Annotated in this window: 22 protein-coding genes; 10 read left to right on the top strand and 12 right to left on the bottom strand. The window is 60.9% G+C overall.

The window, feature by feature from the left end:
- Positions 1-2: 2 nt before the first annotated feature.
- From ACT7DV_RS08440 to ACT7DV_RS08420, 5 genes are read right to left on the bottom strand one after another with little or no spacing between them, the layout of a single operon-like run.
- Entirely contained in the window at positions 3-1,418 is a 1,416-nt protein-coding gene (locus ACT7DV_RS08440) for an amidase (protein WP_444661778.1), read from the bottom strand.
- 27 nt (positions 1,419-1,445) lie between these two features.
- Positions 1,446-3,188 (bottom strand): dipeptide ABC transporter ATP-binding protein, encoded by a 1,743-nt coding sequence (locus ACT7DV_RS08435; protein ID WP_444661777.1) that lies wholly within the window; start codon positions 3,186-3,188, stop codon positions 1,446-1,448.
- 2 nt (positions 3,189-3,190) lie between these two features.
- Positions 3,191-4,042, bottom strand: coding sequence for an ABC transporter permease (locus tag ACT7DV_RS08430; RefSeq protein ID WP_444661776.1), 852 nt, complete (start codon positions 4,040-4,042; stop codon positions 3,191-3,193).
- Entirely contained in the window at positions 4,042-4,989 is a 948-nt protein-coding gene (locus ACT7DV_RS08425) for an ABC transporter permease (RefSeq protein ID WP_444661775.1), read from the bottom strand. The genes ACT7DV_RS08430 and ACT7DV_RS08425 overlap by 1 nt, the downstream gene beginning before the upstream one ends.
- 30 nt (positions 4,990-5,019) lie before the next feature.
- Positions 5,020-6,540, bottom strand: coding sequence for an ABC transporter substrate-binding protein (locus ACT7DV_RS08420; protein WP_444661774.1), 1,521 nt, complete (start codon positions 6,538-6,540; stop codon positions 5,020-5,022).
- Between the two features lie 183 nt (positions 6,541-6,723).
- Here ACT7DV_RS08420 and ACT7DV_RS08415 point away from each other — a divergent pair, with 183 nt between their 5' ends.
- On the top strand, positions 6,724-7,482 hold the full coding sequence (locus ACT7DV_RS08415) for a FadR/GntR family transcriptional regulator (protein ID WP_444661773.1): 759 nt from the start codon (positions 6,724-6,726) through the stop codon (positions 7,480-7,482).
- Between the two features lie 25 nt (positions 7,483-7,507).
- Here ACT7DV_RS08415 and ACT7DV_RS08410 read toward each other — a convergent pair whose 3' ends face one another.
- Positions 7,508-8,092, bottom strand: coding sequence for a GNAT family N-acetyltransferase (locus tag ACT7DV_RS08410; protein ID WP_444661772.1), 585 nt, complete (start codon positions 8,090-8,092; stop codon positions 7,508-7,510).
- A 126-nt stretch (positions 8,093-8,218) separates the two neighbouring features.
- Here ACT7DV_RS08410 and ACT7DV_RS08405 point away from each other — a divergent pair, with 126 nt between their 5' ends.
- From ACT7DV_RS08405 to ACT7DV_RS08395, 3 genes are read left to right on the top strand one after another with little or no spacing between them, the layout of a single operon-like run.
- Positions 8,219-9,493, top strand: coding sequence for a sensor histidine kinase (locus ACT7DV_RS08405; RefSeq protein ID WP_444661771.1), 1,275 nt, complete (start codon positions 8,219-8,221; stop codon positions 9,491-9,493).
- On the top strand, positions 9,481-10,170 hold the full coding sequence (locus ACT7DV_RS08400) for a response regulator transcription factor (RefSeq protein WP_444661770.1): 690 nt from the start codon (positions 9,481-9,483) through the stop codon (positions 10,168-10,170). Before ACT7DV_RS08405 ends, ACT7DV_RS08400 begins: the two co-directional genes overlap by 13 nt.
- Positions 10,167-11,042, top strand: a complete 876-nt coding sequence (locus ACT7DV_RS08395; protein WP_444661769.1) for a DUF4097 family beta strand repeat-containing protein — start codon at positions 10,167-10,169, stop codon at positions 11,040-11,042. The genes ACT7DV_RS08400 and ACT7DV_RS08395 overlap by 4 nt, the downstream gene beginning before the upstream one ends.
- Before the next feature lie 80 nt (positions 11,043-11,122).
- On the opposite strand, the gene ACT7DV_RS08390 is transcribed toward ACT7DV_RS08395, so the two are convergent.
- The 3 genes from ACT7DV_RS08390 to ACT7DV_RS08380 all read right to left on the bottom strand — a co-directional run bounded on the left by ACT7DV_RS08390 (position 11,123) and on the right by ACT7DV_RS08380 (position 14,728).
- Positions 11,123-11,950 carry a PspA/IM30 family protein gene (locus ACT7DV_RS08390; RefSeq protein ID WP_444661768.1) on the bottom strand — a complete coding sequence of 276 codons (828 nt, stop codon included), beginning with the start codon at positions 11,948-11,950 and terminating at the stop codon, positions 11,123-11,125.
- A gap of 82 nt (positions 11,951-12,032) precedes the next feature.
- Positions 12,033-12,752 (bottom strand): AAA family ATPase, encoded by a 720-nt coding sequence (locus ACT7DV_RS08385; RefSeq protein WP_444661767.1) that lies wholly within the window; start codon positions 12,750-12,752, stop codon positions 12,033-12,035.
- 65 nt (positions 12,753-12,817) lie between these two features.
- Complete coding sequence (locus ACT7DV_RS08380) at positions 12,818-14,728, bottom strand: FAD-dependent monooxygenase (RefSeq protein WP_444661766.1); 1,911 nt, start codon at positions 14,726-14,728, stop codon at positions 12,818-12,820.
- A 307-nt stretch (positions 14,729-15,035) separates the two neighbouring features.
- Between ACT7DV_RS08380 and ACT7DV_RS08375 the strand changes: the two genes are divergently transcribed.
- The 3 genes from ACT7DV_RS08375 (at position 15,036) to ACT7DV_RS08365 (ending at position 18,780) form a co-directional block, all read left to right on the top strand.
- Positions 15,036-16,733 carry a purine-cytosine permease family protein gene (locus tag ACT7DV_RS08375; protein WP_444661765.1) on the top strand — a complete coding sequence of 566 codons (1,698 nt, stop codon included), beginning with the start codon at positions 15,036-15,038 and terminating at the stop codon, positions 16,731-16,733.
- Positions 16,734-16,928: 195 nt separating this feature from the next.
- Positions 16,929-17,597 carry an IclR family transcriptional regulator gene (locus ACT7DV_RS08370; RefSeq protein ID WP_444661764.1) on the top strand — a complete coding sequence of 223 codons (669 nt, stop codon included), beginning with the start codon at positions 16,929-16,931 and terminating at the stop codon, positions 17,595-17,597.
- A 415-nt stretch (positions 17,598-18,012) separates the two neighbouring features.
- Positions 18,013-18,780, top strand: coding sequence for a DUF2786 domain-containing protein (locus ACT7DV_RS08365; RefSeq protein WP_444661763.1), 768 nt, complete (start codon positions 18,013-18,015; stop codon positions 18,778-18,780).
- 87 nt (positions 18,781-18,867) lie between these two features.
- Here the strand turns inward: ACT7DV_RS08365 and ACT7DV_RS08360 are convergent, their stop codons facing one another.
- A complete protein-coding gene (locus ACT7DV_RS08360) occupies positions 18,868-19,326 on the bottom strand; it encodes a GatB/YqeY domain-containing protein (protein WP_444661762.1) in 459 nt (152 codons plus the stop codon).
- An 84-nt stretch (positions 19,327-19,410) separates the two neighbouring features.
- On the opposite strand from ACT7DV_RS08360, the gene ACT7DV_RS08355 reads away from it, so the two are divergent.
- A complete protein-coding gene (locus tag ACT7DV_RS08355; protein WP_444661761.1) occupies positions 19,411-20,802 on the top strand; it encodes a DUF4232 domain-containing protein in 1,392 nt (463 codons plus the stop codon).
- Positions 20,803-20,811: 9 nt separating this feature from the next.
- On the opposite strand, the gene ACT7DV_RS08350 is transcribed toward ACT7DV_RS08355, so the two are convergent.
- Entirely contained in the window at positions 20,812-22,086 is a 1,275-nt protein-coding gene (locus ACT7DV_RS08350) for a carboxylate--amine ligase (protein WP_444661760.1), read from the bottom strand.
- Positions 22,087-22,099: 13 nt separating this feature from the next.
- A complete protein-coding gene (locus tag ACT7DV_RS08345) occupies positions 22,100-23,242 on the bottom strand; it encodes a lipid II:glycine glycyltransferase FemX (RefSeq protein WP_444661759.1) in 1,143 nt (380 codons plus the stop codon).
- Between the two features lie 96 nt (positions 23,243-23,338).
- Between ACT7DV_RS08345 and ACT7DV_RS08340 the strand changes: the two genes are divergently transcribed.
- Positions 23,339-23,668, top strand: a complete 330-nt coding sequence (locus ACT7DV_RS08340) for a metal-sensitive transcriptional regulator (RefSeq protein WP_444661758.1) — start codon at positions 23,339-23,341, stop codon at positions 23,666-23,668.
- Positions 23,669-23,725: 57 nt separating this feature from the next.
- Positions 23,726-24,046, top strand: a complete 321-nt coding sequence (locus ACT7DV_RS08335; RefSeq protein ID WP_444661757.1) for a heavy-metal-associated domain-containing protein — start codon at positions 23,726-23,728, stop codon at positions 24,044-24,046.
- Positions 24,047-24,073: the final 27 nt, after the last annotated feature.

The following is a 24,073-nucleotide window of genomic DNA, read 5'->3' as shown; positions in this document are numbered from 1 at the left end:
AACTAATCCAGCTCCAGCCAGTTGGGTACAGCGGTTGCAGGTCGCTGCGATTCGTACCAGCCAGCTGCTTTCAGCACCTGGTCATCTGCTCCTACCCGCCCGGAAAGCTGCACCCCGATGGGCTTGCCATCGCTGGTGAATCCGCAGTTCACTGTCGCAGCTGGCTGTCCCGACATGTTGTAGGGAACGGTAAACCCGATGTGGCTCATCGTGGCATGAGGATCAGGGTGTGGCATGGGCTGCTCAGCGGGGAAGGCGGCCATCGGGGACACCGGCGAAATCACGAGGTCGAATGCGCTGGTGGCGGCAATCGTCGCCTTTTGCATCTGGTCGATGGCCCCGAAGTTCCTGATGGTATCCGCGCCATCAAACTTCCCGCCGTCGGTGCACCACGCGACGATATAGTCCAGCACCTTGGACTGTTCTGCTGCTGGAAGCTCCCGGTAGTCCGCCAGCGAGCGTGTCCGCCAAAAACCATCAAGCCGGTCAAGCATCTGTTGATCAATGAATGGATCGAGCACTTCCACACCTGCCCCTGCAGCTGCAAATAAATCAGCGACAGCGGAAACTGCCGCAGCGACTTCCGGCTCGACTGCTGCACCGGCGTTGGCATCGAGGTGCACGGCGACTTTCAGGCCCCGCACGTCGATAGGTTCTGCCGCCCAGTCCATGGCCGGATAGGGCCTGGTCGTGTAATCCCGAAGATCGGGCTGAGCAAGAATCGACATGAACAGGGCAATATCAGTGACGCTGCGGCCCATCGGCCCCGCGACCCTGCCGATATACGGCACATCCAGCGGAATCAGGCCGGCGCTCGGCTTGAGCGTCGCCAACGCCTGCCATCCGCCCGGCAGCCGAATCGATCCTCCAATATCCGTGCCGACATGCAAGGGCCCGTAGCCTGCCGCCGCGGCGGCCCCTGCCCCGGCGCTGGATCCGCCGGTAGTCCATTGCGGGTTCCACGCACTGCGGGTAATACCGTGCAGGCTGGAAACCCCGGAGGAGAGCATGCCCCAGTCCGGCATGGTGGTGGATCCGACAATGACCGCTCCAGCTTCCAGGATCCGGTCGGTGATGGGAGCGTTCTGCGTGGGAACCTTTGGATTGGAAAGAGCGGTTCCCGAAGGCATCGGAATGCCCTCCCGGGCAATATTCTCCTTGACCGTGACCGGCACTCCATCCAGGGCGCCACGGGGTGCTCCGCTGGCCCAGCGGTGCTCGCTTTGCTCGGCTTGGCGCAGCACGTCCTGAGGATCGAACGTGTACATCGCGTTGAGTACCGGCTCGCGTTCCTCGACACGGCCGATCACCGAGCGGGCTACCTCCACGGGTGATAGCTCGTGCGCGGCGTAGGCCGCACCGAGTTCACGAGCCGAGAGCTGGTGCAGTGCTGTGGAATGCTCTGATAGTTGTGACATGCGAACCTCTCGATGTGGGCAGTACTCCTAGCGAGTCGCTAGTTCCTCGCGAAGCGACATTGATGAATTCACCAATGTGCGGGTGTAGCTATGCTGCGGATTGTCGTAGATCTGCTCGGTGGTCCCGCTCTCTACGATCTCTCCGTGGTTCATCACCACGACGTTGTCGCAGATGTAGCGCACCACAGAGAGGTCATGGGAGACGAAGACCAAGGTCAGCTGGTAGTCATCGACCAAATCGGAGAGCAGGTTGAGTACCTGGGCCCTGACTGAAACATCCAGCGCGCTCACGGGCTCATCAGCGACGAGCACCTTGGGCTCGCAGATCAATGCCCGGGCAATCGAAATCCTCTGGCGTTGCCCGCCCGAGAACTGGTGCGGGAAGCGTTCAGCGGCATCGGCCGGCAACCCCACCGCACCGAGCATGTCGGCCACCTGTTTCCGGTGCCTTGCGCTGTCGACCTTTTGCCCTGGAGCCAGCAAAGGCTCGGCGATGATGTCCCTGACTTTCATGCGCGGATCCAGGGACCCCATGGGATCCTGGAAAACGATCTGCAATTGCTGGCGCAGTTGCAGCAGGTCTTTTTCCCTGGCACCAGCGATTTGGTTGCCGGCCACTTGCACGCTGCCTGACGTCGGCTGGTCGAGTCCGGCTAGGATTCGCAGCAGGGTAGATTTCCCGGATCCCGACTCGCCCACGACGCCGAATCGTTGGCCTGCGGCCACGTCAAAGGAAATGCCTCGCAGCGCTTGCACTTCGCCCGGCTTGCCAAAAAGGGACGTGCGGCCCACCGGGTAAGTGCGGACAAGATCCTTGACGCTGATCACCGGTTCCTTGCCGTCAGCCGCCGCCTGCTGATCTGGCTCCGAAACCTTGGCCTCAGTGATGGCTTCTGGCTGTGGATCATCAAGCGATGGTGGCACATAGGCTGCGGCCGAGGCCACCGTGAATAACCGCCCATCGGCACCGGTGGCATTCAAATCCGAAGCCGCCAACAAGCCGCGCGTGTAGTGATGCTGCGGGTTGCTGAAGACCTCTTCGGTGCTTCCCTCTTCGACAATGCGCCCGTTGTTCATCACCAGAACCCGATCGCAGACATTGGCCACAACTGACAAGTCATGGGTGATGAACAGCAATCCGGTACCGCGTTCAGCCACGGATTCCTGGATCAAATCCAGCACTTGGCGTTGCACCGTGACGTCCAGCGCCGTCGTCGGCTCATCGCACAAGAGCAGTCCCGGATCGTTGGCCAGCGCCATGGCCAGCATGGCCCGTTGCCGCTGGCCGCCCGAAAGCTGATGCGGATAAGACCGCGCGGCGCGTTCAGGATCCGGCAATTTGACCGAGGCCAGCAGCTCAACGGCACGCTGGCGCGCTTCGGCCTTGTTACCCACGCTCTTGTGAGTGCTCATGATTTCCGCGACTTGCTTCCCGACCTTCATGAGCGGGTTCAAGGCGGTCAACGGCTCCTGGAATACCATGGCCATGTCCTTGCCACGGATCTTCTGCAGTTCCTTGTCGCTGGCGTCCACCAGGTTTCCGGCATGGCTGGCAAGCTGGATCGACCCCTGGGCGCTGACTCCTTCGGGAAGCAGGCCCATCAATGCCGATGTGGTCATTGACTTGCCCGAACCGGATTCGCCGATCAGTCCCACCCGGTCCCCGCGTTTCATGCTCAGGTTGAAGTCCGTGACCAATGTGCGGGTCTTGGTTTTGATCGTCAGGTTGGAGACTTCCAACAGGTTTGAGCGCACGTCGATTTCGGCCATGATTAGCGCTCTCCGTTCAGTTTGGGATCGAACCGGTCCCGCAAGCCGTCACCCAGCAGGGTAAAGCCCAAAACGGCAGCCGCGATCGCTACACCTGGCCAGACGGCCAACATCGGGTAGGTGCCGAGGAACTGCTGCGATTCCTGGAGCATGCGCCCCCAGGATGGCACCGGTGGCGGGGTGCCCAGCCCGAGGAAGGACAATGCCGCTTCGGCCAATACGGCGATGGCAAAGGAAACGGAGCACTGGACGACAACCATGCCGATGATGTTGGGCAAGACGTGGCGCCTTGCGATCCTCCAGCTGCTCTGGCTCGCTGCCTTGGCCGCCATGATGTATTCGGTGCTCATCACCTGCAGCGTTCCGCTGCGGGCAACACGAGCGAAGCCCGGGATCGAGCCGATACCGATGGCAAGCATGGCGGTCAGGGTGCTGGCCCCGAACACCGCGCCGAACATGATGGCTACCAGCAGCGCCGGAAAAGCTAGCAGGATATCGGCGCCGCGCATGGTGACTTCCTCTGTCATGCCTCCGCGCATCCCGGCCAGGATCCCCAGCGGGGTGCCGATCAGCAAGGCGATGCCAACCGCGACAAGGCCAACCAGCAAGGTGATGCGTGCTCCGTAGAGCACCCCGGAAAACACGTCTCGGCCGTATCGGTCGGTGCCCATCAGATGCTGGGCGCTTGAACCTTGCAAGCGGTCGGCGGGGACGGCCTGGACCGGGTCATAGGGGGTCCAGATAAAGGAGACCAAGGCCGCGATAAGCACCAGGGCGACGAGCGCGCCGCCCACGATCAATGTCGATGACAGCTTGCGCTGGGCGGGCTTGGCCACAATTTGTTCTTGCGCCATTACGCTCCCTTTCTGATGCGTGGATCAAGGATCGTATAGAGCACGTCGACGACCAGATTGATGATCAACGTGATGGCCACGAGCACCATCACCACCGATTGCACGGTGAGCAGATCGCGGTTTCCGACGGCATCGAGCAGCATGGATCCCAAACCGGGAATAACGAAGACCCGTTCAATGACTACGGCTCCGATGATCAACGCCGCCAGCTGCACGCTGGTGACCGTGAGCACCGGAATCGACGCATTGCGCAGGCCGTGCTTGATCAGCGCCTGCAGCTTGCTCAGTCCTTTTGACCGTGCGGTGCGCAGATAGTCTTCACTCATGACTTCCATGACTGCGGAGCGGACATACCGGGTAAGGATGGCGCCTTGGACCGAGGCCAGGGCGAGCACCGGCAAGATCACGCGCGCCAGGAAGTCGGCAAAATCAACGCCGGGCGGGGTCCACCCGTTGGCCGGCAGCCAGCCCAGGCCTACCGCGAACACCACGACCAGCAGGATTCCGGCAAGGAAGTTGGGAACGGCAACTCCCAGTTGGCTGATTCCGCTAATCAGGATGCCGCTGGGGTTGCGGTGCTTGACCGCTGCGTAGGTTCCAAAGGGAACCGCAATAGCCAAGGCCACGATCATCGCCAATACGACAAGGATCAGGCTGACTTGGACCCTGTCCAGGATCAGCGGGCTGATATCCTGCCGGGTGACATACGAGGTGCCGAAGTCGCCAAATGGCAGACCCAGCGCCCAATCGAAGTACTGGACGATCAGCGGACGGTCGGTGCCGAATTCCGCACGGGTCTTGGCCAAGAGCTCGGGCGTCGCATTCACGCCCAGGGCAATTTGCGCAGGATCACCGGGGATCGCTCTCATGAAGAAGAACACCGCCACGGTAGCCACCACATACGTGACGACAAACCTCGCCACATTGATCAGTATTCGAAGTCCCATCAGCGATTCCCTTCAGATATCGGCAGCTTGTCAGTTCCAGCCGATTCCGGTCAGATCCAGCGCTTCGGTGACGGAGTTTTCTGGAACTCCAGTGACTCCCGACTTGGCGACAACGATGTTGGGGAAGATGAACAGGGTATCCGCGGCAGCGTCGTCGACGATGGTGCGTACGACCTTCTTCATTCCGTCGACGTATCCGGCTTCATCGGCCGCGTCGGCCTTGGCCGCCACATCCTTGATCTTCGAGTTGTCGTAGCCCAGGTAGTAGTCCGGATTATTGAACATGGCCAGCACATCGCGGCTCTCCACGGCCAGCACCACCGACATCTGGTAGTCCTTCTTGGTGAAGACCTGGTCCAGCCATACCGCAGGGAATTCGGCGGATTCGATACTTGCCTTGATGCCCACATCGGCCAGTTGTGAGACGACGATTTCGGACACCGCGGTGGCGTAAGGACGGGTAGGCACCGTGAACTTCACGCTGAGGTCTTCTGCGCCCGCTTCCTTCAAAAGCTTCTTGGCTTTCTCAGGATCGTAGGGGTAAACGCCATTGAGATCTTCGTAGTACGGGTCGGTTGTCGGAACTGGCCCACCGACTACAGTTCCGTAGCCATTCCACGCAGTATCGACGACGGCTTGGCGGTCGATGGCATACATGATTGCTTGGCGGACTCGCTTGTCATCAAATGGAGCTTTCTTGTTGTTCATCGACAACACGATTTCTCCGTTGGAGGTTCCCTCCAGAACCTGGAACTGGTCGTTGGATTCAAAGGAGGAAAGCAGCTCCGGGGACTGCATGTTGTAGACGACATCCACGTCACCGGATTGCAAGGCGTTGGTGGTCGCAACCGCGTCCGCGAAGTAGCGCAGCGTCGCCTTTTCGACTGCTGGCTTCTCGCCCCAGTAGTCGTCGCGCGTGGCGAAGTTGATGGACTGGCCGCGGTTCCATGCTTCGATTTCGTAAGGGCCGGTGCCGATGGCGGTGCTGGCCAAGTCGTCGACGCCGCTCGGGTCGAACATGGCGCCGACCAGGGTTCCCATGTCGAAAAGCCAGGCATTGCTTGGCTTCTTGAGCGTGACAGCCACTTCGGTGTCGTTGATGACCTTCACCGAATCAACGATGTCCATTTTCGCTTTCAGGCTGGAGACCCATGCGTCGGACTTGACTCGGTCGATGCTGAATTTGACGTCATCGGCGGTGAAGGCTTCGCCGTTGGAGAAGGTAACGCCGTCGCGAAGTGTGAACGTGTAGGTTTTGTTGCCGTTGCTCAGTTTCCATGATTCGGCCAGCAGGGGCTGGATCTTTCCTTCCTGGTCGATCTCGACCAGGCCTTCGTAGACGTTGGACATGAGCGCTTGGGGAATTGCGGCGCCTGCGGTCTTGGTGAAATCGAGATTGACCGGCTCGCCGGTCAACGCCACGGTGACCGAAGTCTTCTGGCTAGCATCGTCGGTCGCGGTCGAGCTTGATCCGGCAGAGCACGCGCTCAAAGCCAATGTGCCAACAAGTGCTGTGGTAACCAACCGGCAGAGGTTTTTCTTCGAGCTCATGATTCTCCATCGTTCAACGTGCCAATGAGTGATGTGATCCATGAAACACCATCCATGCTGATATTTCTACTAAGTTTTCTGGTCTTACCAGTTTGAGAAGTTTTCGGTTTTGCATGTTATTGAAGCGACAGCTGGGATATCTTTGTCCTCAACCGAGTGTTTTCGATCCAAGGAAGGCTCCACATGAGCAAGCTGACTTTTACGCCGGCCGTGCCAACGCTGACCTACGAGCGAGTTGTCCAGCAGATCGAAGAAGCGATCCTGTCCAAGGAGATCAAGCCGGGACAGCATCTGCCCAGCGAACGCGAGCTGATGACTCAGTTCTCGGTCAGCCGTCCCACGGTTCGCGAGGCATTGCGGGTGCTCCAAAGCCAGGGGCTGATCGCGTCCAAACCCGGTGGACGCAGTGGTCCGGTCGTCTTGCCGGTATCCACGGATCATCTGGAAAGGTCCTTCGCCAACCTCACCCGGATCACTTCCCTGTCGCTCGATGAGCTGGTGCAGTTCCGCATCGTTTTGGAAAGCTCAGCCTGCCAGCTTGCCGCAGTCATGCACAACGATGAGCAGCTGGCCGCGATGCGCGACGCCGTCGAACGCATGGAAGTCGAATCCAGCACCGGGTCCGATTCATTCAACCGCGCCGATCTGGATTTCCACGCCGCGGTATGGGAAGCCAGCCATAACAGCATCCTGCGGATCTGTGGCGAGGCAGTCGCCGGTGCCATCTTGCAGGTTATGAACGATCAGATGAGCCACGCGGATAATGAAACCCGCGAAATGAAGAAGGTCGTCTCCCTGGACCGCGCCATCTTCGATGCCATCGAGGCCGGCGACCCGGTGGCCGCTGGGGACGCGGCCAGAACAGCGATCTCCTCTTACTTCCACAAGAGCTTGGATGAACAGGGCCTGCTAGGTATGCAGGCCCTCACCGAAAAACGGTAGCCACCGGCCCTCTGCCTCGGATGCATCACAACATCTTGCGCATGATCAGCCTCGGCATTCTGCTGGCCACCGCATCGCTGACGCCCACCACTTCGAAGCCGGCCTCCTCGAACATCTTGCGTGTCCCGACAAAGGCCATAGTCAGATCCATCCGGCCTTCGGGATCCACCGGGTAGGCTTCCACCGCAGGTGCGCCCTGGCTCTTGGCATAGTCCAGCGCGCCGAGCACCATCTGGCGGTTCACTCCCCTGCGCCGGTAACCGCCGCGCACCACCATGCAGATGATGCTCCACACCGCCAGATCATCCACCGGCCGGATCAGCTTTGAGTTCTCCAGCCTCGGAATCCGCGCCCGCGGCGAGATGCTGCACCACCCCACCGGCTGGTCCTCCAGATAAGCGATGACTCCCGGGGCGATCTTTTCGCGGGCCAGCGAGCACATCGCTTCATAGCGGTCCTCTCCGCCGCGTTCCCGGATTTCCTGGGCGCTGAGCCGGTGAGACAAACACCAGCAGTGCTTCTGCCGATGATTCGGGTTCACCACCGCAGCGAAGTCTTCCATCCGCGGCTCGGTCAACGGTTCGATTCTCAGGGATTGGACGGTATCCATGCCATCATCTTGCGCTCAATCAGGATCCACCACCAGAGCCAACCTGTGAAAAGTTCGGGTTTTCCCTAATGAACTTCTCCGGTTCCCTCGGTATCCGCGCCACAACGCGCAATCTACTGTTGAACTATGACTTCGACACCATGGTCTCCACCGGGCGCCAGAACCGGGCGCCCGCCACTGAAATTAGGCTTCACGCTGCTGCATTTGGCCGTGCTCGGCAGCTTCGGCACCATCGGGCTCTCGCTGCTGATCGCCTGGCTGGCCATGGGCATCGGGCTGACACCTCTGCTGGGCATCGGCCTGCTCCTCCTGGTGGGCCTGCTCTACACATTATTCGCGGTGGCCCGCACCGAAATCGTGCGCATCAGCGGGCTATACGGCATCGACGCGGTGCCGCTGAATTGGCCGGCCCGTCGCGGACCGGGCTTCGGCCACTACGTGAAAACGCTGGGCCGGGCCTTGGCCGATGGTCGCATGTGGGCTTCGTTGGGCAGCCTGGTGCTCGCCTGCATCATCGGCACGATCATGCTCGGGGTGCTGCAATGGACCGTGCACTTGGCCATCATCTCCTTCGCCCCGCTGACCGATGTGGACACGGTCGCGGGCCCCTTCTCCCTGCATACCCCGGCCGCCCAGGCACCATGGCTGATGCTGCTGGCGATCGCGGGAGCCGGAATTGTCATCGGCACCGCATTCCTGCACCGCAGCGTCACCGTGGGCATCATCGGGTCCTTGGCCCGCGAAACCCAGCTGACCGAGAAGGTGCGCAGCACCACGGTTCAGCGCGAGGGAGCGGTGCGCGCCGCCGAGGTGGAACGCACCCGGATCGAACGCGACCTGCACGACGGCGTCCAGCCCCGGCTGGTTTCGGTGGCGATGACCTTGGGCCTGGCCCATCAGCAGATCGACAGCAACCCGCAGCAGGCCAAGGAATTGGTGGCCGAGGCCCACGCCTCCACCAAGTCGGCCATCACCGAGCTGCGCCAGCTCACCCGCGGCATCTACGCCTCGGTGCTCGATGACCGCGGCCTGGATGCGGCGCTGTCCGCGGTGGCCGGGCGCTCCCACATCCCGGTCCAGCTCGATGTGCAACTTGAAGGGCGCTACCCCCGGGTGGCAGAGGCTGCCATGTACTTCGCCATCGCCGAAGCGCTGACCAACGCGGCCAAGCATTCGCGGGCCCAGCGCTGCCAGGTCACCGTGCGGGTGCGCGAGCATGACGGGCAAGAGCACTTGTGGGCCCGGATTGAAGACAATGGCGTGGGCTCAGCCCGCATCACCCCCGGCGGCGGGCTGGATGGCATCAACAACCGGGTGGTGGCTGCCGGTGGAACCCTGCAGCTCGACAGCCCGGCCGGCGGACCAACAACACTGGAAGTGAGCGTGCCATGCGTGTACTGATTTGCGAGGACTCGGTCCTGCTTCGCGAAGGGCTGGTGCGATTGCTGGATCACAGCGGGCACCGCGTGGTCGCCGACCTTCCCGACGCCACCGGGCTGATGGACTTCCTGGACACGGCGGTTGGAGAGGACTTCCCGCAGATCGCCATCCTGGATGTGCGATTGCCGCCGAGCTACACCGATGAAGGGATCCGCGCTGCCTTGCAGCTGCGCAAGGCCTATCCTGATCTGCCGTTGCTGGTGCTCTCCCAATATGTGGAGGAACGCTACGCCTCGGAATTGATCTCCACCCAATCCGGATCCATCGGCTACCTGCTCAAGGACCGGGTCGCCGATGTCAACGAATTCATCGCCTCGTTGGAACAGATCGCTGCCGGCGGAACCATCCTGGATCAGGAAGTCGTGGCGCAGCTTTTGACCCGGCGCAACCACGATGACCGGATGCAGCGGCTGACCGATCGGGAACGCAGCGTGCTGGCCGCGGTGGCCGAAGGAAAATCCAATCAGGCGATTGCAGCCATGCTTTTCCTTTCGGAAGCCAGCGTCGAAAAATACATCACCTCCATCTTCCAGAAGCTCGGCCTCGAAGCCGATGGAACGGGCAACCGGCGTGTGCTGGCAGCCCTGGCACATATACAAAACCTGGGCAGCAACAGCACAGATAGGAACGGATCATGACCGACACGCAAATGACTGGGATGCCACCGGTTCGCCCCACGCCCCAGGGCAATCCGCGGGCCAACGGCACGGCGCTGAATATCACCCTGGCCGTGATCGGCGGCCTGGTGATCCTGACCCTGCTGATCAGTTCCGCGCGCAGCGCCTTCGCTGCGCTCAACCGGGATAGCACCACCCAGAACGCCAGCGTGGAAGGGATGGGCAGCCTGCAGATCACGGCCGGCTCGGGCAGCTTTGATCTGCGTTTCGCGAAGGTCGATGAGGCCACGCTGGAGGTGGATAGCTCCAATTCCCGGGACTGGGAGCTGAAGCGCGAAGGCAATAAGCTCGTGGTGGATTCGCCGGATTCCTGGGATAACTGGTGCTTCTTCGGTTGCGGCTCCTACGAGAATACCGCTGTGCTGACCCTGCCGGAGTCAATGAATGACGGCAGCCTGGACGCGTCCTTCGAACTGGCCGCCGGGGACTTCAACGCTGTGGGCTCCTACAAGAACCTGGATATCGAGGTGGGCGCCGGCCAGCTGGATATGTCCGGCACTGCACAGACGGCCAAGGTCCATTTGGGCGCTGGCCGGGCCGACGTGTCCCTGGAAGATGTCAACCAGGCCGAGTTCGATATTTCCGCCGGGCATTTGAGCGGGACCCTCTCGGGCAAGGCGCCGCAGAACATCACCGCGAAAGTGAGCGCCGGAGCCCTGGAGCTGGAGCTACCCGATGGCACCTACGATCTGCGCCAGAATGTCGAGGCCGGCGACGTGAGCAATTTGCTGGCCACGGATATGGATTCGCCGAATAAGATCTCGGTGGATGTCTCGGCGGGCCATGCTACCTTCTACCCGCAGGATTCGGGCCCCGGCCTGTGGGAGCACTAGCCTTCTCCCAGCACAACAGCGCGAGCCGCCATGGATTCTTGATCCTTGGCGGCTCGCGCTGTTGCAGTCTGTTGTGGCGGCTAGGCCTGCTTGTTCTTCAACGCGGCCAGACGTGCCTCGACCTCGGACAGATCCGGGGCCGCTGCTTCTAGCTCTGGGCCGGCTGGTGCCTGCTCGATGACGTCTCCGGGATTGCTGCTGGCCTTCAGCGCGGCCAGGCGGGCATCAACCTCGGTGGCTGCGCCCAGATCCTCAAGCTGTGCGAACTGCGCATCAAGCGATGAGGAGGCCAGTTCCTGGGCGCCTCGGACCTTGGCTTCGTCCTGGCGGATCTTCTGCTCAAAACGGCTGATCTCGCTGGATGGATCGCTGAAGTCCAAGGCCTTCATGGTGTCCATCATCTGCGTCTGGGTCTTGGCGTTGCGGGCACGAGCCACCAGCTCATCGCGCTTGGCTACCAGCTCTTGGCGCTTGGACTGCATGGAATTCAAGCCGGTCTTGAGCTTGTCGACCACTTCGCGCTGGCTGGTGACGGTGGACTGCAACGAGGCAGCCTTCTTCTCCGCCGACATCTGGCGCTGGATGGCGACGGTGGCCAGCTGGTTGAATTTCTGCTGGTTGGCAGCGTCCCCGGCAGCCGCATATTCGTCAGCCTTGTTCGAGGCAGCCACGGCCTTGGTGCCCCATTCGGTGGCTTCCTGGTTCAGCTTGGCCAGGTCGTCCTCGGCCATGCGCAGATTGCCGATGGTCTGGGCAACAGCCTGCTCAGCCTGGGCAATGTTGTTGGTGTAGTCGCGGACCGTCTGATCCAGCATCTTCTTTGGATCCTCGAGGGCGTCCAGTGCCGCGTTGGCGTTGGCCTTGCCGATACCGAAAATTCGAGCCCAAATTGAGCGCTTCTGTGCCATGGTGCGTCCCCTTCATCGTCCTTTGCTTAAAAGCTTAGGGGAAGAGCGCCTGCCTCAATAACCGAGGGTTGTTTCGATGAACTCAGGCGTCGAAGTGTCGCAGGTAGCGCCCTGGCGCATCGAGGAACAGGCGCCAGTTGCTGACCATTTCCAATTCGTCATAACTTGCCGGGCGAATCCCCCACTGGCCGATTTCATAGATTTTCGCCTGCGGCAGCGAGGCAAGAATGGGCGAGTGGGTGGAAATGATGACTTGGGATCCGCTGCGCAACAGATCGGAAATGTGCGAAAGCAGCATCAGGCAGCCGTTGAATGACAGCGCTGATTCGGCTTCGTCGAAAACCCAGAGGCCGTTGACGCTGGAGCGTTCAGTGAAGAACTCGATGAAGGATTCGCCATGGCTTTGGAAATTGTGCTTGCCGCGCGAGCCAATGGATCCCAGATAGGTGAAGAGCCCGTGCATGGTTTCGGCCCGCAAGAAGACTCCGGCCTTGGAAGCGCCAGCCCCGCGTTCCAGCTGCAGGTGCGATGACAAGCCTGATTCGGTCATTTGGGTTTGGTGCATGGAGTTGCGGGTTCCGCCCTCGGGATTCAGCCCGAAAGCTGCGGCGATGCCTTCAACCAGCGTTGATTTGCCGGCCCCGTTTTCACCGACCAGCACGGTCAGCTGCCCCAGTTCCAGTCCTTCATCAAGGACCTGGCGCACAGCTGGGATCTGCGCCGCCCAATCGGTGCGGTCCATGGGTGCTTTGGGATGCTCGGCGATGCGGCGCACCGGCAAGGAATCAAAGAACGCGTTCATGCCCCAGAGAGTATCAGCCCCGTACGACAGGACGAGCAGCCTATCGCACGGGGCCGGGGCTGCCCCTAGTTGTTCTTGCCGGTGCCCACCGGCAGCATGTTCCCGGCAAAGAACTCGCTGATTTCCTCACGGGCATCCAGCGGGAAGATGCCAGCAACATACTGGTCCGGGCGGACTACCACGATGGCACCGGAGCGGCTGACTTCCCGTTCGCGGAAGATGTCGCGGCCGTGGCCTGCAGCGAACACCTGGTTGATATCGTGCAGTCCGTAGGGGACCTTCAGCGGCTGGAAGATCTTCGGCACGTCATGCAGTTCTACCTCGGTGTAGTCCTGCTGGTAGATGGCCTTGGTATCAAAGACCGAATCCTGATCCACCCCGGGTGGGGTGTATCGGTTGCGCGGGGAAGCCGAATCCTTCTCCCACCACGCAGCGAAGTCGGCCATGGCGGTGCCTTCCAAGGCAGGGGCCGCAGCATCGGCGAAGGCGTAGACCCGCCAGCGTCCGTCGGCCTCATGGAAGTGGCCCAGATGGCGCCAGCGGTTGTCGGAGCGGCGGATCACTTCAGCTGATTTGAAGCGCTTGCCCACCGGGAAGCCGGGTGCCAGATCCTGATGCTCCAGCCCGGTGGTGATGGCCGATTCGGTGTACTGGGTCATGAAGCCGGCAGGGAATTCCTGGGTCTTGGTGTAGTACTTCTCCAGTTCGTCCGGGTCTTCCCAGTCATCCACGGACTTGGCCATGAGGGTGGACCATTCCTTGTCGAAGTCGATGAGGTTCTGGGCGATGACCTTGCGCTCCTCGGCGTAGGTATCCAGCAGCGCGTCCGGGGCGCGGCCTTCGAGCACGGCGGCCAGCTTCCAGCCGAGGTTGAAGCCGTCCTGGATGGATACGTTCATGCCCTGGCCGGCCTTTGCCGAGTGGGTGTGGCAGGCATCGCCCATGATGAAGGCCCGGGCGCAGCGGGTGCCGCGCTCGTGTTCTTCCACATCGTCGAAGCCGTCGGTGATGCGGTGGGCGACCTCGTAGACCGAGAACCAGGCAACGTTCTTCACATCCATGGTGTACGGGTGGATGATGCGGTTGGCGGTGGCCACGATCTCTTCCACCGGGGTGTTGCGGATGGCCCCTGCATCTTCCGCGGTCAGTTCGCCCAGGTCCACGTAGAAGCGGACTAGGTAGCCGCCTTCGCGCGGGATGAGCAGGATGTTGCCCGCCTCGTGGGACTGGATGGAGCATTTGACCTGGATGTCCGGGAAGTCGGTATTGACCATGACATCCATGACGCCCCAGGCATGCAGGGCCGCGTCGCCATGCAGCTTGTGCCCCAGCGAGCGGCGCACCTGGCTGCGGGCGCCGTCGCCGCCGACCAGGTACTTGGCCTTCACGGTGCGTTCTTCGCCAGCGCGTTCGCCGGCCACGTACTTGATGTGCGCGGTGACCGGGTATTCGGCGCCGGAGTCGATCTCGCAGCCGAGGTATTCCACCCCGTAGTCCGGAGTGACCTTGCCCGGGGCTCGTTCCGCGTCGCGCAGGAAGTAGTCCAGGATGCGCGACTGGTTCACGTAGATGTGCGGGAATTCGCTCATCCCGGTGGCATCGTCGGCGGCGCGCGAGTGGCGCTTGATGTTCGCCGGGTTTTCGGGATCCGGGGTCCAGAAGCACATCTCGACATTGCGGTAAGCCTCTTCGATAACCTCGTTGGCAAAGCCAAAGGCCTGGAAGGTTTCCACCGAGCGGGCCTGGATGCCATCGGCCTGGCCGACTTCCAGCCGGCCAGGGCGCATTTCGATGGCGCGCACGTTGATGCTGGGGAAACGGGAGAGCTGCGCGGTCACCACGGAGGCAGCCGGTCCGGTGCCGACAATCAATACATCCATTTCGTCGGGAATTTCTGCTGCCCGGTTGATCCCGTAGCCGGCGGCTTCCTTGACGCGTGGATCTCCCGAGACGTATCCCCGGTGGTGAATCTGCATGGTGTGACTCCTCGGTCCGTGCCGCAAAAACTTCATTGTCTCTATAGTTACGACACTGTTCTAACTATAGAAACAAGTGTAGCTTTACTTAGCCCTCGCACACCATGGCCAGCGGCATTTTTCTGCGATGCCACAAATGATAGGCGAACTGAACTGGGAAAACAGGTGCATCCAAGGATCTGAAATCATCTTCACAGGGCCATTTCGATGCCCATGTAACCAAGGGTTCACGTGGTGAGATCCTGTTTACCTGCTGGACACAGAACGGCCGAGCCCAGCGAAACATGCGCTCACTAGGCTGATGCACATGACAGCGACGAACGAACAACAGCAGGCACCGGAACGTATTTCCGCCGGCACGAATCAAGGGCAGCTAAACGCCGCCAAGGAGTCCCTGGAGGATTACACCCTGCGCTTCGCCCCGCGCTCCTACCGGCGCTGGGTACCATCAGTGGTGGCCACCAGCGCTCTGGGCGGAATCGCCTATCTGGCGGACTTCTCCATCGGCGCAAATATTGCCCTGGCCCATGGCACGGCGAGCGCCATTACCGGCGTCTTGATCGCGGCATTGATCATCTTCGTCACCGGTTTCCCGCTGGCCTACTATGCCGCCCGCTACAACCTCGACCTGGATCTGATCACCCGAGGCTCGGGGTTCGGCTACTACGGTTCCATCGTCACCAACGTCATTTTTGCCACCTTCACCTTTATCTTCTTCGCCCTAGAAGGCGCCATCATGGCGCAGGGCTTGGAACTGGGACTCGGGATCCCCAAGCCGCTGGGCTATGCGATTTCAACCCTCATGGTCATCCCGCTGGTCATTTACGGGATGAAAACCTTGGCTAAGCTGCAGGTGTGGACCACCCCGCTGTGGCTGATCCTGATGGTTGTGCCCATGGTGTACCTCGTTGCCACCCACCCGGAATCCGTGGAGACCTTCGTGAACTATGCCGGCGAGCAGGGCACCGGCGAGGGCGTGAACTTCGCTTCGGCCATGCTGGCAGCCGGTGTTTGCCTCTCGCTGATGGCGCAGATCGCCGAACAGATCGACTACCTGCGTTTCATGCCTCCCAAGACCGCCGCCAACGCGCGCAGCTGGTGGACCGCGGTGATTCTTGGCGGCCCGGGCTGGGTCATCTTCGGTGCCATCAAGCAGATCACCGGCATGTTCATCGCCGTCTACCTGATTGCTACGCTGGATCCGCAGGCTTCGGCTACCGCCAACGAACCGGTGCACCAGTTCCTGGGCGTCTACCGCGAAATGATGCCGGCGTGGCTGGCAATGAGCCTGGCCGTGGTTCTGGTGGTCATCTCGCAGATCAAGATCAACGTCACCAACGCGTACTCCGGTTCACTGGCCTGGACCAACTCCTTTACCCGAGTGACCAAGACCTATCCGGGGCGCATGGTGTTCGTGCTGGTCAACCTCGGCATCGCGCTGATCCTGATGGAAGCGAACATGTTCGACTTCCTCAATACCGTACTGGGCTTCTACGCGAACTGCGCCATGGCCTGGGTGGTCACGGTGGCCAGCGACATCGCCATCAACAAGTACCTGCTGAAGCTCTCCCCCAAGGTGCCAGAATTCCGCCGCGGCATGCTCTACGCGGTCAACCCGGTGGGCTTCATCTCGATGCTCGTCTCTGCCATCGCCTCGATCGCCGTGTTCTTCGGGCTGCTCGGCCCGCAGATCCAGCCATTCAGCCCGCTGGTGGCCGTGGGCCTGGCACTCTTGATGCCGCCGCTGCTGGCCATCGCCACCAAGGGCCGCTACTACCTGCGCCGCAGCGATGACGGCATCGACAGCCCGCTGCTGGACGCCGAAGGCAACCCGAGCGACGAGCTGTACACCTGCTGCGTCACCGGACTGCGCTTCGAGCGGCCGGACATGCTGGCCTCCGCGGTACCCGGCCCGGATGGAGAACTGCAGTACATTTCTTCGCTGGCATTGGCCACGGATCGAACCGGCGAGCACCTGCTGCCGGCTGATCCACCCATCCGCTAGTTCCAGGAGCGCTCCTCGCAGGGGTGATAGGCAACGGAAGGCGGGCTGCACCGCGCAGCCTGCCTTCCGTTGCCTATCACCCCGTTAGCCCTGCGAATCCGCGTCGAGGCATTGGGCTAGGCTGTGAGCTAGAAATAGATCACTTGAAGCAGTACCTTGCCGAGCTAACGGCAGGTGGGATGAAATGATGAAGCAATGACCAAATCCACCGAAGGCGGGTCCCAGACCTTGGGCCGCGGGCTCGAAGCTCTGACCCTCATTGGCGAATCCGCTGCACCGCTAAGCGTTGCCGAGCTGGCCGCACAACTTGGAATTCACCGCTCCATGGCCTACCGCCTGGTCAAGACTTTCGAGCAGTATGGCTTTGTCGAGCGCATGCCTTCCGGAGATTTGGAACTGGGTGCACGCCTGGGCGCCTTGGCACGCAATGTCGCCAAGTCCCTGCAGTCGGCAGCTGCCCCGCATCTGGCAACGGTGTCAGACGAGCTTCGGATGACTGCCCTGCTGGTGGTCTTTGACGGCGAAGCCGCGGTCACGTTGAGCACGGCCGAGCCCCGAATGGCCGATGCAACGGTGGCCCAGCGCCCCGGCACGCGCCATCCCATTGATAACGGAGCACCTGGACGGGTCATCCGCTCGCAAATCAATCCGGTGCAATACCCGGCCAAGGACTTCGAATCCAGCCACGACGAGGTCATCCCGGGACTGCACTCCATCGCGGTCCCCTTGCTGTTGCCCCAGGATAAGCCGGCGGCCGTTGCGGTGATCTATCCACCGCTGGAATTGGATGAAAACCATATCGCCCAGGTACTCGCCACAGCCTCCGAGCGCATCTCTGCTGCTCTGGGAATCCAGCTGAAGTAAATACCTGAGCGATGGGTTGTACTGGTTATTGCCTACGCGGTGCAGGCTTCATTGGAGCATCCGGCATCACGCGGCTTGTAGGTTTCCGTACCTTCGACTTTTTCCCACACAACGTGACGATGCTGTCCGCAACGCTCGCATGAAGGAGCAAGGTAAGTGGCCCGCTCTTCCATGGTGTATGTCCGAAAATCACCCATCAGAACCTCTCCTAAACCAGCCTCGAATCAAGGACCCGGGGCGTGCTGGACCTGCTTGGTGCCTTCACTCTACGCGCGGATCACATCACCGGCTAGAGTCGTTTCCAAACAGTTACCCACACCCCGCCAAGCAGCATTCCCGATGACCTGCAACACTGGTGCCGTGAACCAGCACAAGCCGATTCGCTACCCATCGCACTGCCCGGAAAGAAGATGTCATGAGCACCTCTGAACAGAAGCTTCAGCGTCTGAAGGAACGGATCGCGCTGCTGCTGAACAAGGCGGAAAATACCAATTTCCCTGCAGAGGCCCAAACCTTCCAAGAACACGCCGAGCGGCTCATGGTTCGCTATGGCATTGGACGCGCCGAACTGGATGCGCAGCCCACCGGCCCGGGCAAGAAGAAGGAACCGATCATTGAAGAGCACTTCGATATGCGCGGCATCTACCGGCTGGGCCAGCGCGATGGGCTGTCTTCGGTAGGCCATGCCTTCAGAACCGTAACCCTGCTGCAAACGAACTACTCGAACTTCTGCCGCCTGTACGTCATCGGCCACGAGTCCGATGTGAGCACCGTCAAGAATCTCTTCTCTTCACTGGTGATCCAGGCAAGCCTGGCGATGAGCCATTGGTGGAGCGAAGAAGGAAAGTATGCGGCTTGGGATCGGACCGATTCCGAGAAGGTCATTGAGCGCCGCGAGTTCCAGCGCAGTTTTTACCTCCAGGTGGCCGAACGCATCAGCGGGCTCTACCGGGAAGAAAGCCAGCAGGGCGGCAGCGGTACCGAACTGGTATTGGTGAGCCGCAAGGAACAGGTGGACAACTTTGTCAGCAGCAAGTATCCCTCCCTGCGGCGCAGCCGAAATCGTGCTGCCACTGGCAGCTTGAACGCTGCCTTAGCTGGACGGGTCGCCGGCAGCCGTGCAGACCTGGGTTTTGGAAAAGACGTTGAGTCCCATGGGAGCGCCGGAGAGGTTGCCAGCTAGGAATTCTTGCTGGACATTTTTGGGCTGCTGTAGCTACAGCAAAGGGCCGCTCCGAAGAGCGACCCTGCGTACTGGAAACCGCCAGTACTAACCCAGCTTCGCGCGAACCATCTGCGAGACGGCCTTGCCGTCGAATCGGCCGGCAATTTCGGCTCCAACCAGCTTCATCGCCTGCCCCATATCCTTCATGGTGAGCTCATGATCTGCTGCCAGTTCAGCCATCACCCTCTCCACGATGCCCTGGGCTTCTGCCTCATCAAGCATCTTTGGCAGGTAGGTAGAAATGAACGCAGCCTCTGCCAGCTCGCGCTCTGCAAGTTCCGTTCGCCCATCCTTGGCTGCCAGCTGCGCAGTTTCCTCGCGGTTGCCCACTTCCTTGCGCAACAGGTTCTCGACATCCTGGTCGTTGAGTTCGCTAGGGTTTTTGCCCGACTTCTCCTTGGTGCCAATGGCACTGAGGATATTGCGCAGGGTGGTTTTCTCCAGCTCGTTGCCTGCCTTCAGGTGGACGATGCTGTCTTCGCGCAGGCGATCTTTCAAACTCATGGGGTCTCGCTTTCAAAGTACGTGTGGTTGAAACTCTACCCGCTGGCTCCTGCGATCCAGTGGTCGTGTTGGTACGGTAGCTAAATGAAACCACTGCGCCTTGGAGCGATGATCACGGCTCTGATCCTTGCGGTGGTCATCGTGCTGATCTGGAAGCCCTGGGACGCGTTCAGCTCCTGCGATGCTGCCAAGGAGTATTGCGCTCTCGCTGCACAATTGGATCAGAGGGAAGGGATCGACTCGACCAGCGTCGACCATGAAATCACCTCAGTTGATGCCAAGGATGGAAACTCCTCGCAAGCGTCGTGGACGGTGAATCTCGATGAGCATCTGGCGCCTGAGCAGGCAGGCGATATCGCGCTCTGGGCTTCATCCCGTATACAGGCCTTTATCGGCCAACAATCCAAGGTGCACAGTTCCGTTCGTTTTGTTGCCGGAGAACCACAGGATTCGGGCGTCCCTGATCTGGTGCTGTACCCGCTGGACGTGTCGGGCAGCGAGAACGTCAAAGAGCAAATAATCCAAGCGTTCTCCCTGCGCCAGCTCGGTGCCCACAGCGTAGGCCAGGGATCTGCGGTAGCCAAGGATGTCCCAGGGTTGAGGGTCCTGGGCGGCTATGCGGCCGAGCATGACGAACCGGTCTCCCTGCGGCTGGAAGACTCTTCGCTGATCTATAGCTCTGATCAGCGATTGGATCTCGCCGAGTTTGATCTGGCCGTGGAAGCAGCGGCACTGGATGCCGTCGAAAGCACAGTATTTGATTCCAGCGGTCTGTCGGTGCACACCACCGCCGAGGCAGACTCGGAAGACACCGGCCGGGTCAAAGACTGGCTCGCCAAGCATGCTCCACTGGAACAACCAGTGGCATTCACCTTGAGCACTGCTGGCTACGCCGACGTCATCGAGGGCTGGGTCGGCGGGAAGCTGCCCGAATCGCTCAATGCCCGTCCGGCGCCGCTGCCCGACAATGTGGCAGCTTGGTCCGACGATCCCGCTGCCCCAGCCTGCGGCCAGGACGATTTGGAGCTGGCTCTTGGTTCTCCTGATGCCGCGTTGGGCTCAAGGTACATGGCCATCTCCGCCAAGAACATCTCAACGGCTCCGTGCGCCGTCGAAGGGTACCCGCAGGTTAGATTCCGCAATTCCCAGGGCCAGGCACAACAAGATGTCAGACTGGTGCCGATGGCAAGCATTCAATCCCAGCGTGTGGTTATTCCCGCAGGCGAAAGCATCCTCTCTGCGCTGAAGTGGAATGCCATGTCCACCGCAAATGATCCAGATGCGACTACCTCGCTGGGCATAGGCGCAGCTGCGGGATTCGAGTCCGCCGAGCTTGTCCCCGAAGTTCAGGGGGCCGCCACGAGCCTCGACATTCTCGACGGAGGCGAAGTCGCCCAAAGCCCATGGCTTCAAGCCCTGGACGGCTGGCCAGCGCCTGATGCTGTCGGCCGGCAGCCATCTGGAGGGCGTCCCTAAGCGCAGGCGTTACTGGGCGCGCGGAGGGAACTTCTTGTACTTGCGGTAGTGGTTGACCGCATTCAAGACCAGGTAAAGCTTGCGGCGCGGATTCTTCTCCGCCGAGAACTTCAACGGGTTGGACACCTTGCCTGCCTTGAGCAGCACCGCCGCTTTCCTGCCGGTCCCGCTATCGAGGAATCGGCGGAGCAAGTGGTGCGGCAAAACAGTGAACAGCTGCTCGCGGTGCAGCTGCAGCACCCCAGCGGCGGTTTCCACGACGGCATCGGTGTGCGGATCCGAGTTGTCGAAGTCGGCGCCGAGGAACTCGGTGACGTAGAAACGCGCCGGGTTCACTCCAGCGGCGGTGAGGTAGAAGTGATTGCGGCCCAGCCGGGGGTTGATCTCGAAAAACTTGATCTTGCCGTCACGGCGGTCGTATTTCGCATCGATCATCGCGATGCCACGCCACCCCAACTCTTCGAGTATGCGGGCACCGTCGGAGGCCATCTGGTCGTTCTGTCCAGTGACGATGGCGGCCGAGTTGCCCAGCACCAGCGGCGCATGCTCCTCGATGACCACTTCGCCATATCCGGCGAAGATGACTTTGCCTTCCTGGGTGGCGAAGTAGGTGCACAATCGCATGGCGTCATCGCCACCGGGAACGTATTCTTGCAGGATGTAGCCGGAGGTGTAGCCGCTGCCGTCGATTCTGGACAGCAGTGCCTCCAGCTCGCCGCGGTTGTTGATCGTGTGGATCTTCTGCTTGCCCTCGAACTTCGCGGCGATCCAATCCGCCGAGCTTGAAGGCTTGCCGATCACCGGGTAGGTGAAGTCCTCGGCAATGGCTTCCAGATTGGTGCCCGGGTGGTAGACGACGGTGCGCGGGTGGGCGATGTCCAGCTTTTCGGCGAGCGCGTAGAAGTTTTCCTTCAGCGCGGCCGCTTCGATAGTCTCCAATTCGGGATAGGGAATCACGAAGTGCGCGTCGAGCTGTGCCCGGTGCTTGGCGATCAGCATGATGTGGAAGTCAAGGGAACCGAAGAGCATCAGCGGGCGGGCCGAATCGGCGACCAGCTCGGTGGCCAAGTCGGTCAGCGCCGCGACCACTCGCGACTCATCTGCCATCGAACCGATGGGGCGCAATTCGATGGCCACCGAATGCTCGATGACCCCGTTGGCTGCAGCTGGAAGCACGACGGAGCGAACGCCATAGGCCTCGTAGAACTCGCGGGCCAGGGTGTAGGTGCCGATGTCGCCGCCGAGGATGACGGGGACAAATGGCTGGGTTGGGTCAATTGCCACGGTGCTGATTTCCCTACTTCTTACGCCAGTTCATGTACTTTTCGAAGGCCCACGCCAATGGCTTGTTCAGCGCAAGGTCCCATTCGCCGTTGGTCTGCACGATGTCGCAACCGGTATTGGTCTTGAACTTGGTCAGACCCGAAAGGTGGTGCTCCTTGTCCAAGGTGGCGCTCACGCCGCCCTGGTCCAGGTAGCGGCAGCCCGCGGCGATGGAATCCTCCACCATGCGGTTCATGATGGCCTTCGGCGCGAAGATCTTGCGCTGTTCCGAGGACGAGGCTCCGTAGAGGTACCAGGCAAGGTTGGATGAGCGGATCACGATGGACGCTGCGAGGTCCACTCCTTCGTTGCTGGCGATGTAAAGGGTGCAGGATCCTGGCACAGCTTCATTGAGCACACGGTGCATGGTTTCGAAGTAGCCCAGTGGGCGGCCGGTGAATTCTTGGCGGTCCGCGGTGTGGTTGTACAGGGCATGGAAGCGGGCCATGTCCGAGGTGTCGCCCACTTCGATTTCCAAGGTGCTCTTCAAAGCCTTGCGGGTTTCGTTGCGCGTGGTGGCCGAGTAGCTGGCCATGACCTGTTCCACGTCCAGCTGGTTGCCTTCTTCATCCTGCAGGGCAACACGGGCCACATATTCCGGCTGGCCTGCACCGAAGTCCAGTCCGACGTCTTCTTTGGTGAACCCGAGGTCCAATAGGGCGTCATTCAGCGCCAGTGCTTGGGCTGAGCTGCTCTTCAGTTCCAGGTCGGCCAGCTGGGTGAAGCCTTCTTTGCCCAGGTTCTTGCGCACGGCTGCTGCGGCCCAGGTGCGCACTTCCCGGCCTGGTCCCATCTTCAGCTGGAAGGAGCCACGGTTTTTGAGGTAGGCGGCCAGCGGGCGGATGACGTTTTCCGCCCGGTGGGCCTGGAAATCGATAACCGGACCGTCGGGAACATAGGCCAGGGTCTTGTTGATTACAGGGGCAGCCCGGTGCAGCACCAATGCGGCGCCTACCAGTTCGTCCTGGTCGAAGAAGCCGAGGGATTCGCCTCGCCATCCACCCTTGACCCGGGCCCACTCGGGACGCTGCAAGAAGCTGACGTCGCGGGCAGTTTCAAGGAAGGCTGAGTGTTCGGCGCTGGAAATCGGACGCACGTGCAGGTCGTTGTGGCTCACGGGTGAAATCCTATCGTGCTTCTTCTGCTTAAGTGGGGAGGCTAAATACCCCTAGGGGGTACTTGACTTTATACCCCATGGGGGTATTATCGAAGTATGGAAACCAACCAGAACCCGGATACCCATACGCAGCATCACGGTTATCACGCGGATAAGTCCGCACTGGAACGCCGCCTGAAGCGCATCGAAGGCCAAGTTCGCGGGGTCGCCAAGATGGTCGATGAAGACAAATACTGCATTGACATCCTGACCCAGATTTCCGCCATCAACGCGGCATTGCACAAGGTCAGCGTCCAACTCATCGACGACCACATCGGCCATTGCGTTGTCGATGCCGCGAAGTCCTCGATCCAGAGCGGTGACCCCAGCATCGTCCAGGACAAGATCGCCGAGGCCACGGCCGCAATCTCCCGCCTGGTGCGCTAAGCCCGCCCGGATCCCCAATTCACATTCACACAAAATTCATCGAAAGAGAGCAAGATCATGAGCCACAACTGCAATTGCGGATGCTCCTCAGAGAACACCTCCGACAGCTCCCAGGGTCTGCAGATCACCACACGTGAGCAGGCCACTCCTTTGGCTACCCAGACCGAAATCAAGATCTCCGGAATGACCTGCGGCCACTGCGTTGCATCAGTCACCGAAGAACTCAAGGAGCTGGGCGGCGTCCAGGACGTCGATGTCCTCCTCAACGCCAATGGCATCTCCACCGCCACCGTCACCGCTACCGGCAAGCTCAGCGAAGCGAGCCTCCGCGAAGCGATCGACGACGCCGGCTACACCGTCGAAGCAATCAACGCCTAGCCCTACAAGCCAGGCACCAAGCCACCT

This window comes from Glutamicibacter sp. TV12E (assembly GCF_052441935.1).
Classification (GTDB): domain Bacteria; phylum Actinomycetota; class Actinomycetes; order Actinomycetales; family Micrococcaceae; genus Glutamicibacter.
The sequence above is the reverse complement of the archived record's forward strand: the minus strand, read 5'-3'. Positions and strand labels throughout refer to the sequence as shown.

Bases quoted from the DNA above. Each gene is read 5' to 3' on its own strand.
- ACT7DV_RS08365 (WP_444661763.1), top strand. From the start codon at position 18,013: ATGAGCACCTCTGAACAGAAGCTTCAGCGTCTGAAGGAACGGATCGCG.
- ACT7DV_RS08410 (WP_444661772.1), bottom strand. From the start codon at position 8,092: ATGGATACCGTCCAATCCCTGAGAATCGAACCGTTGACCGAGCCGCGG.
- ACT7DV_RS08380 (WP_444661766.1), bottom strand. From the start codon at position 14,728: ATGCAGATTCACCACCGGGGATACGTCTCGGGAGATCCACGCGTCAAG.
- ACT7DV_RS08385 (WP_444661767.1), bottom strand. From the start codon at position 12,752: ATGAACGCGTTCTTTGATTCCTTGCCGGTGCGCCGCATCGCCGAGCAT.
- ACT7DV_RS08370 (WP_444661764.1), top strand. From the start codon at position 16,929: ATGACCAAATCCACCGAAGGCGGGTCCCAGACCTTGGGCCGCGGGCTC.
- ACT7DV_RS08425 (WP_444661775.1), bottom strand. From the start codon at position 4,989: ATGGGACTTCGAATACTGATCAATGTGGCGAGGTTTGTCGTCACGTAT.
- ACT7DV_RS08415 (WP_444661773.1), top strand. From the start codon at position 6,724: ATGAGCAAGCTGACTTTTACGCCGGCCGTGCCAACGCTGACCTACGAG.
- ACT7DV_RS08355 (WP_444661761.1), top strand. From the start codon at position 19,411: ATGAAACCACTGCGCCTTGGAGCGATGATCACGGCTCTGATCCTTGCG.
- ACT7DV_RS08390 (WP_444661768.1), bottom strand. From the start codon at position 11,950: ATGGCACAGAAGCGCTCAATTTGGGCTCGAATTTTCGGTATCGGCAAG.
- ACT7DV_RS08405 (WP_444661771.1), top strand. From the start codon at position 8,219: ATGACTTCGACACCATGGTCTCCACCGGGCGCCAGAACCGGGCGCCCG.
- ACT7DV_RS08400 (WP_444661770.1), top strand. From the start codon at position 9,481: ATGCGTGTACTGATTTGCGAGGACTCGGTCCTGCTTCGCGAAGGGCTG.
- ACT7DV_RS08340 (WP_444661758.1), top strand. From the start codon at position 23,339: ATGGAAACCAACCAGAACCCGGATACCCATACGCAGCATCACGGTTAT.
- ACT7DV_RS08430 (WP_444661776.1), bottom strand. From the start codon at position 4,042: ATGGCGCAAGAACAAATTGTGGCCAAGCCCGCCCAGCGCAAGCTGTCA.
- ACT7DV_RS08435 (WP_444661777.1), bottom strand. From the start codon at position 3,188: ATGGCCGAAATCGACGTGCGCTCAAACCTGTTGGAAGTCTCCAACCTG.
- ACT7DV_RS08360 (WP_444661762.1), bottom strand. From the start codon at position 19,326: ATGAGTTTGAAAGATCGCCTGCGCGAAGACAGCATCGTCCACCTGAAG.
- ACT7DV_RS08440 (WP_444661778.1), bottom strand. From the start codon at position 1,418: ATGTCACAACTATCAGAGCATTCCACAGCACTGCACCAGCTCTCGGCT.
- ACT7DV_RS08395 (WP_444661769.1), top strand. From the start codon at position 10,167: ATGACCGACACGCAAATGACTGGGATGCCACCGGTTCGCCCCACGCCC.
- ACT7DV_RS08375 (WP_444661765.1), top strand. From the start codon at position 15,036: ATGACAGCGACGAACGAACAACAGCAGGCACCGGAACGTATTTCCGCC.
- ACT7DV_RS08335 (WP_444661757.1), top strand. From the start codon at position 23,726: ATGAGCCACAACTGCAATTGCGGATGCTCCTCAGAGAACACCTCCGAC.
- ACT7DV_RS08420 (WP_444661774.1), bottom strand. From the start codon at position 6,540: ATGAGCTCGAAGAAAAACCTCTGCCGGTTGGTTACCACAGCACTTGTT.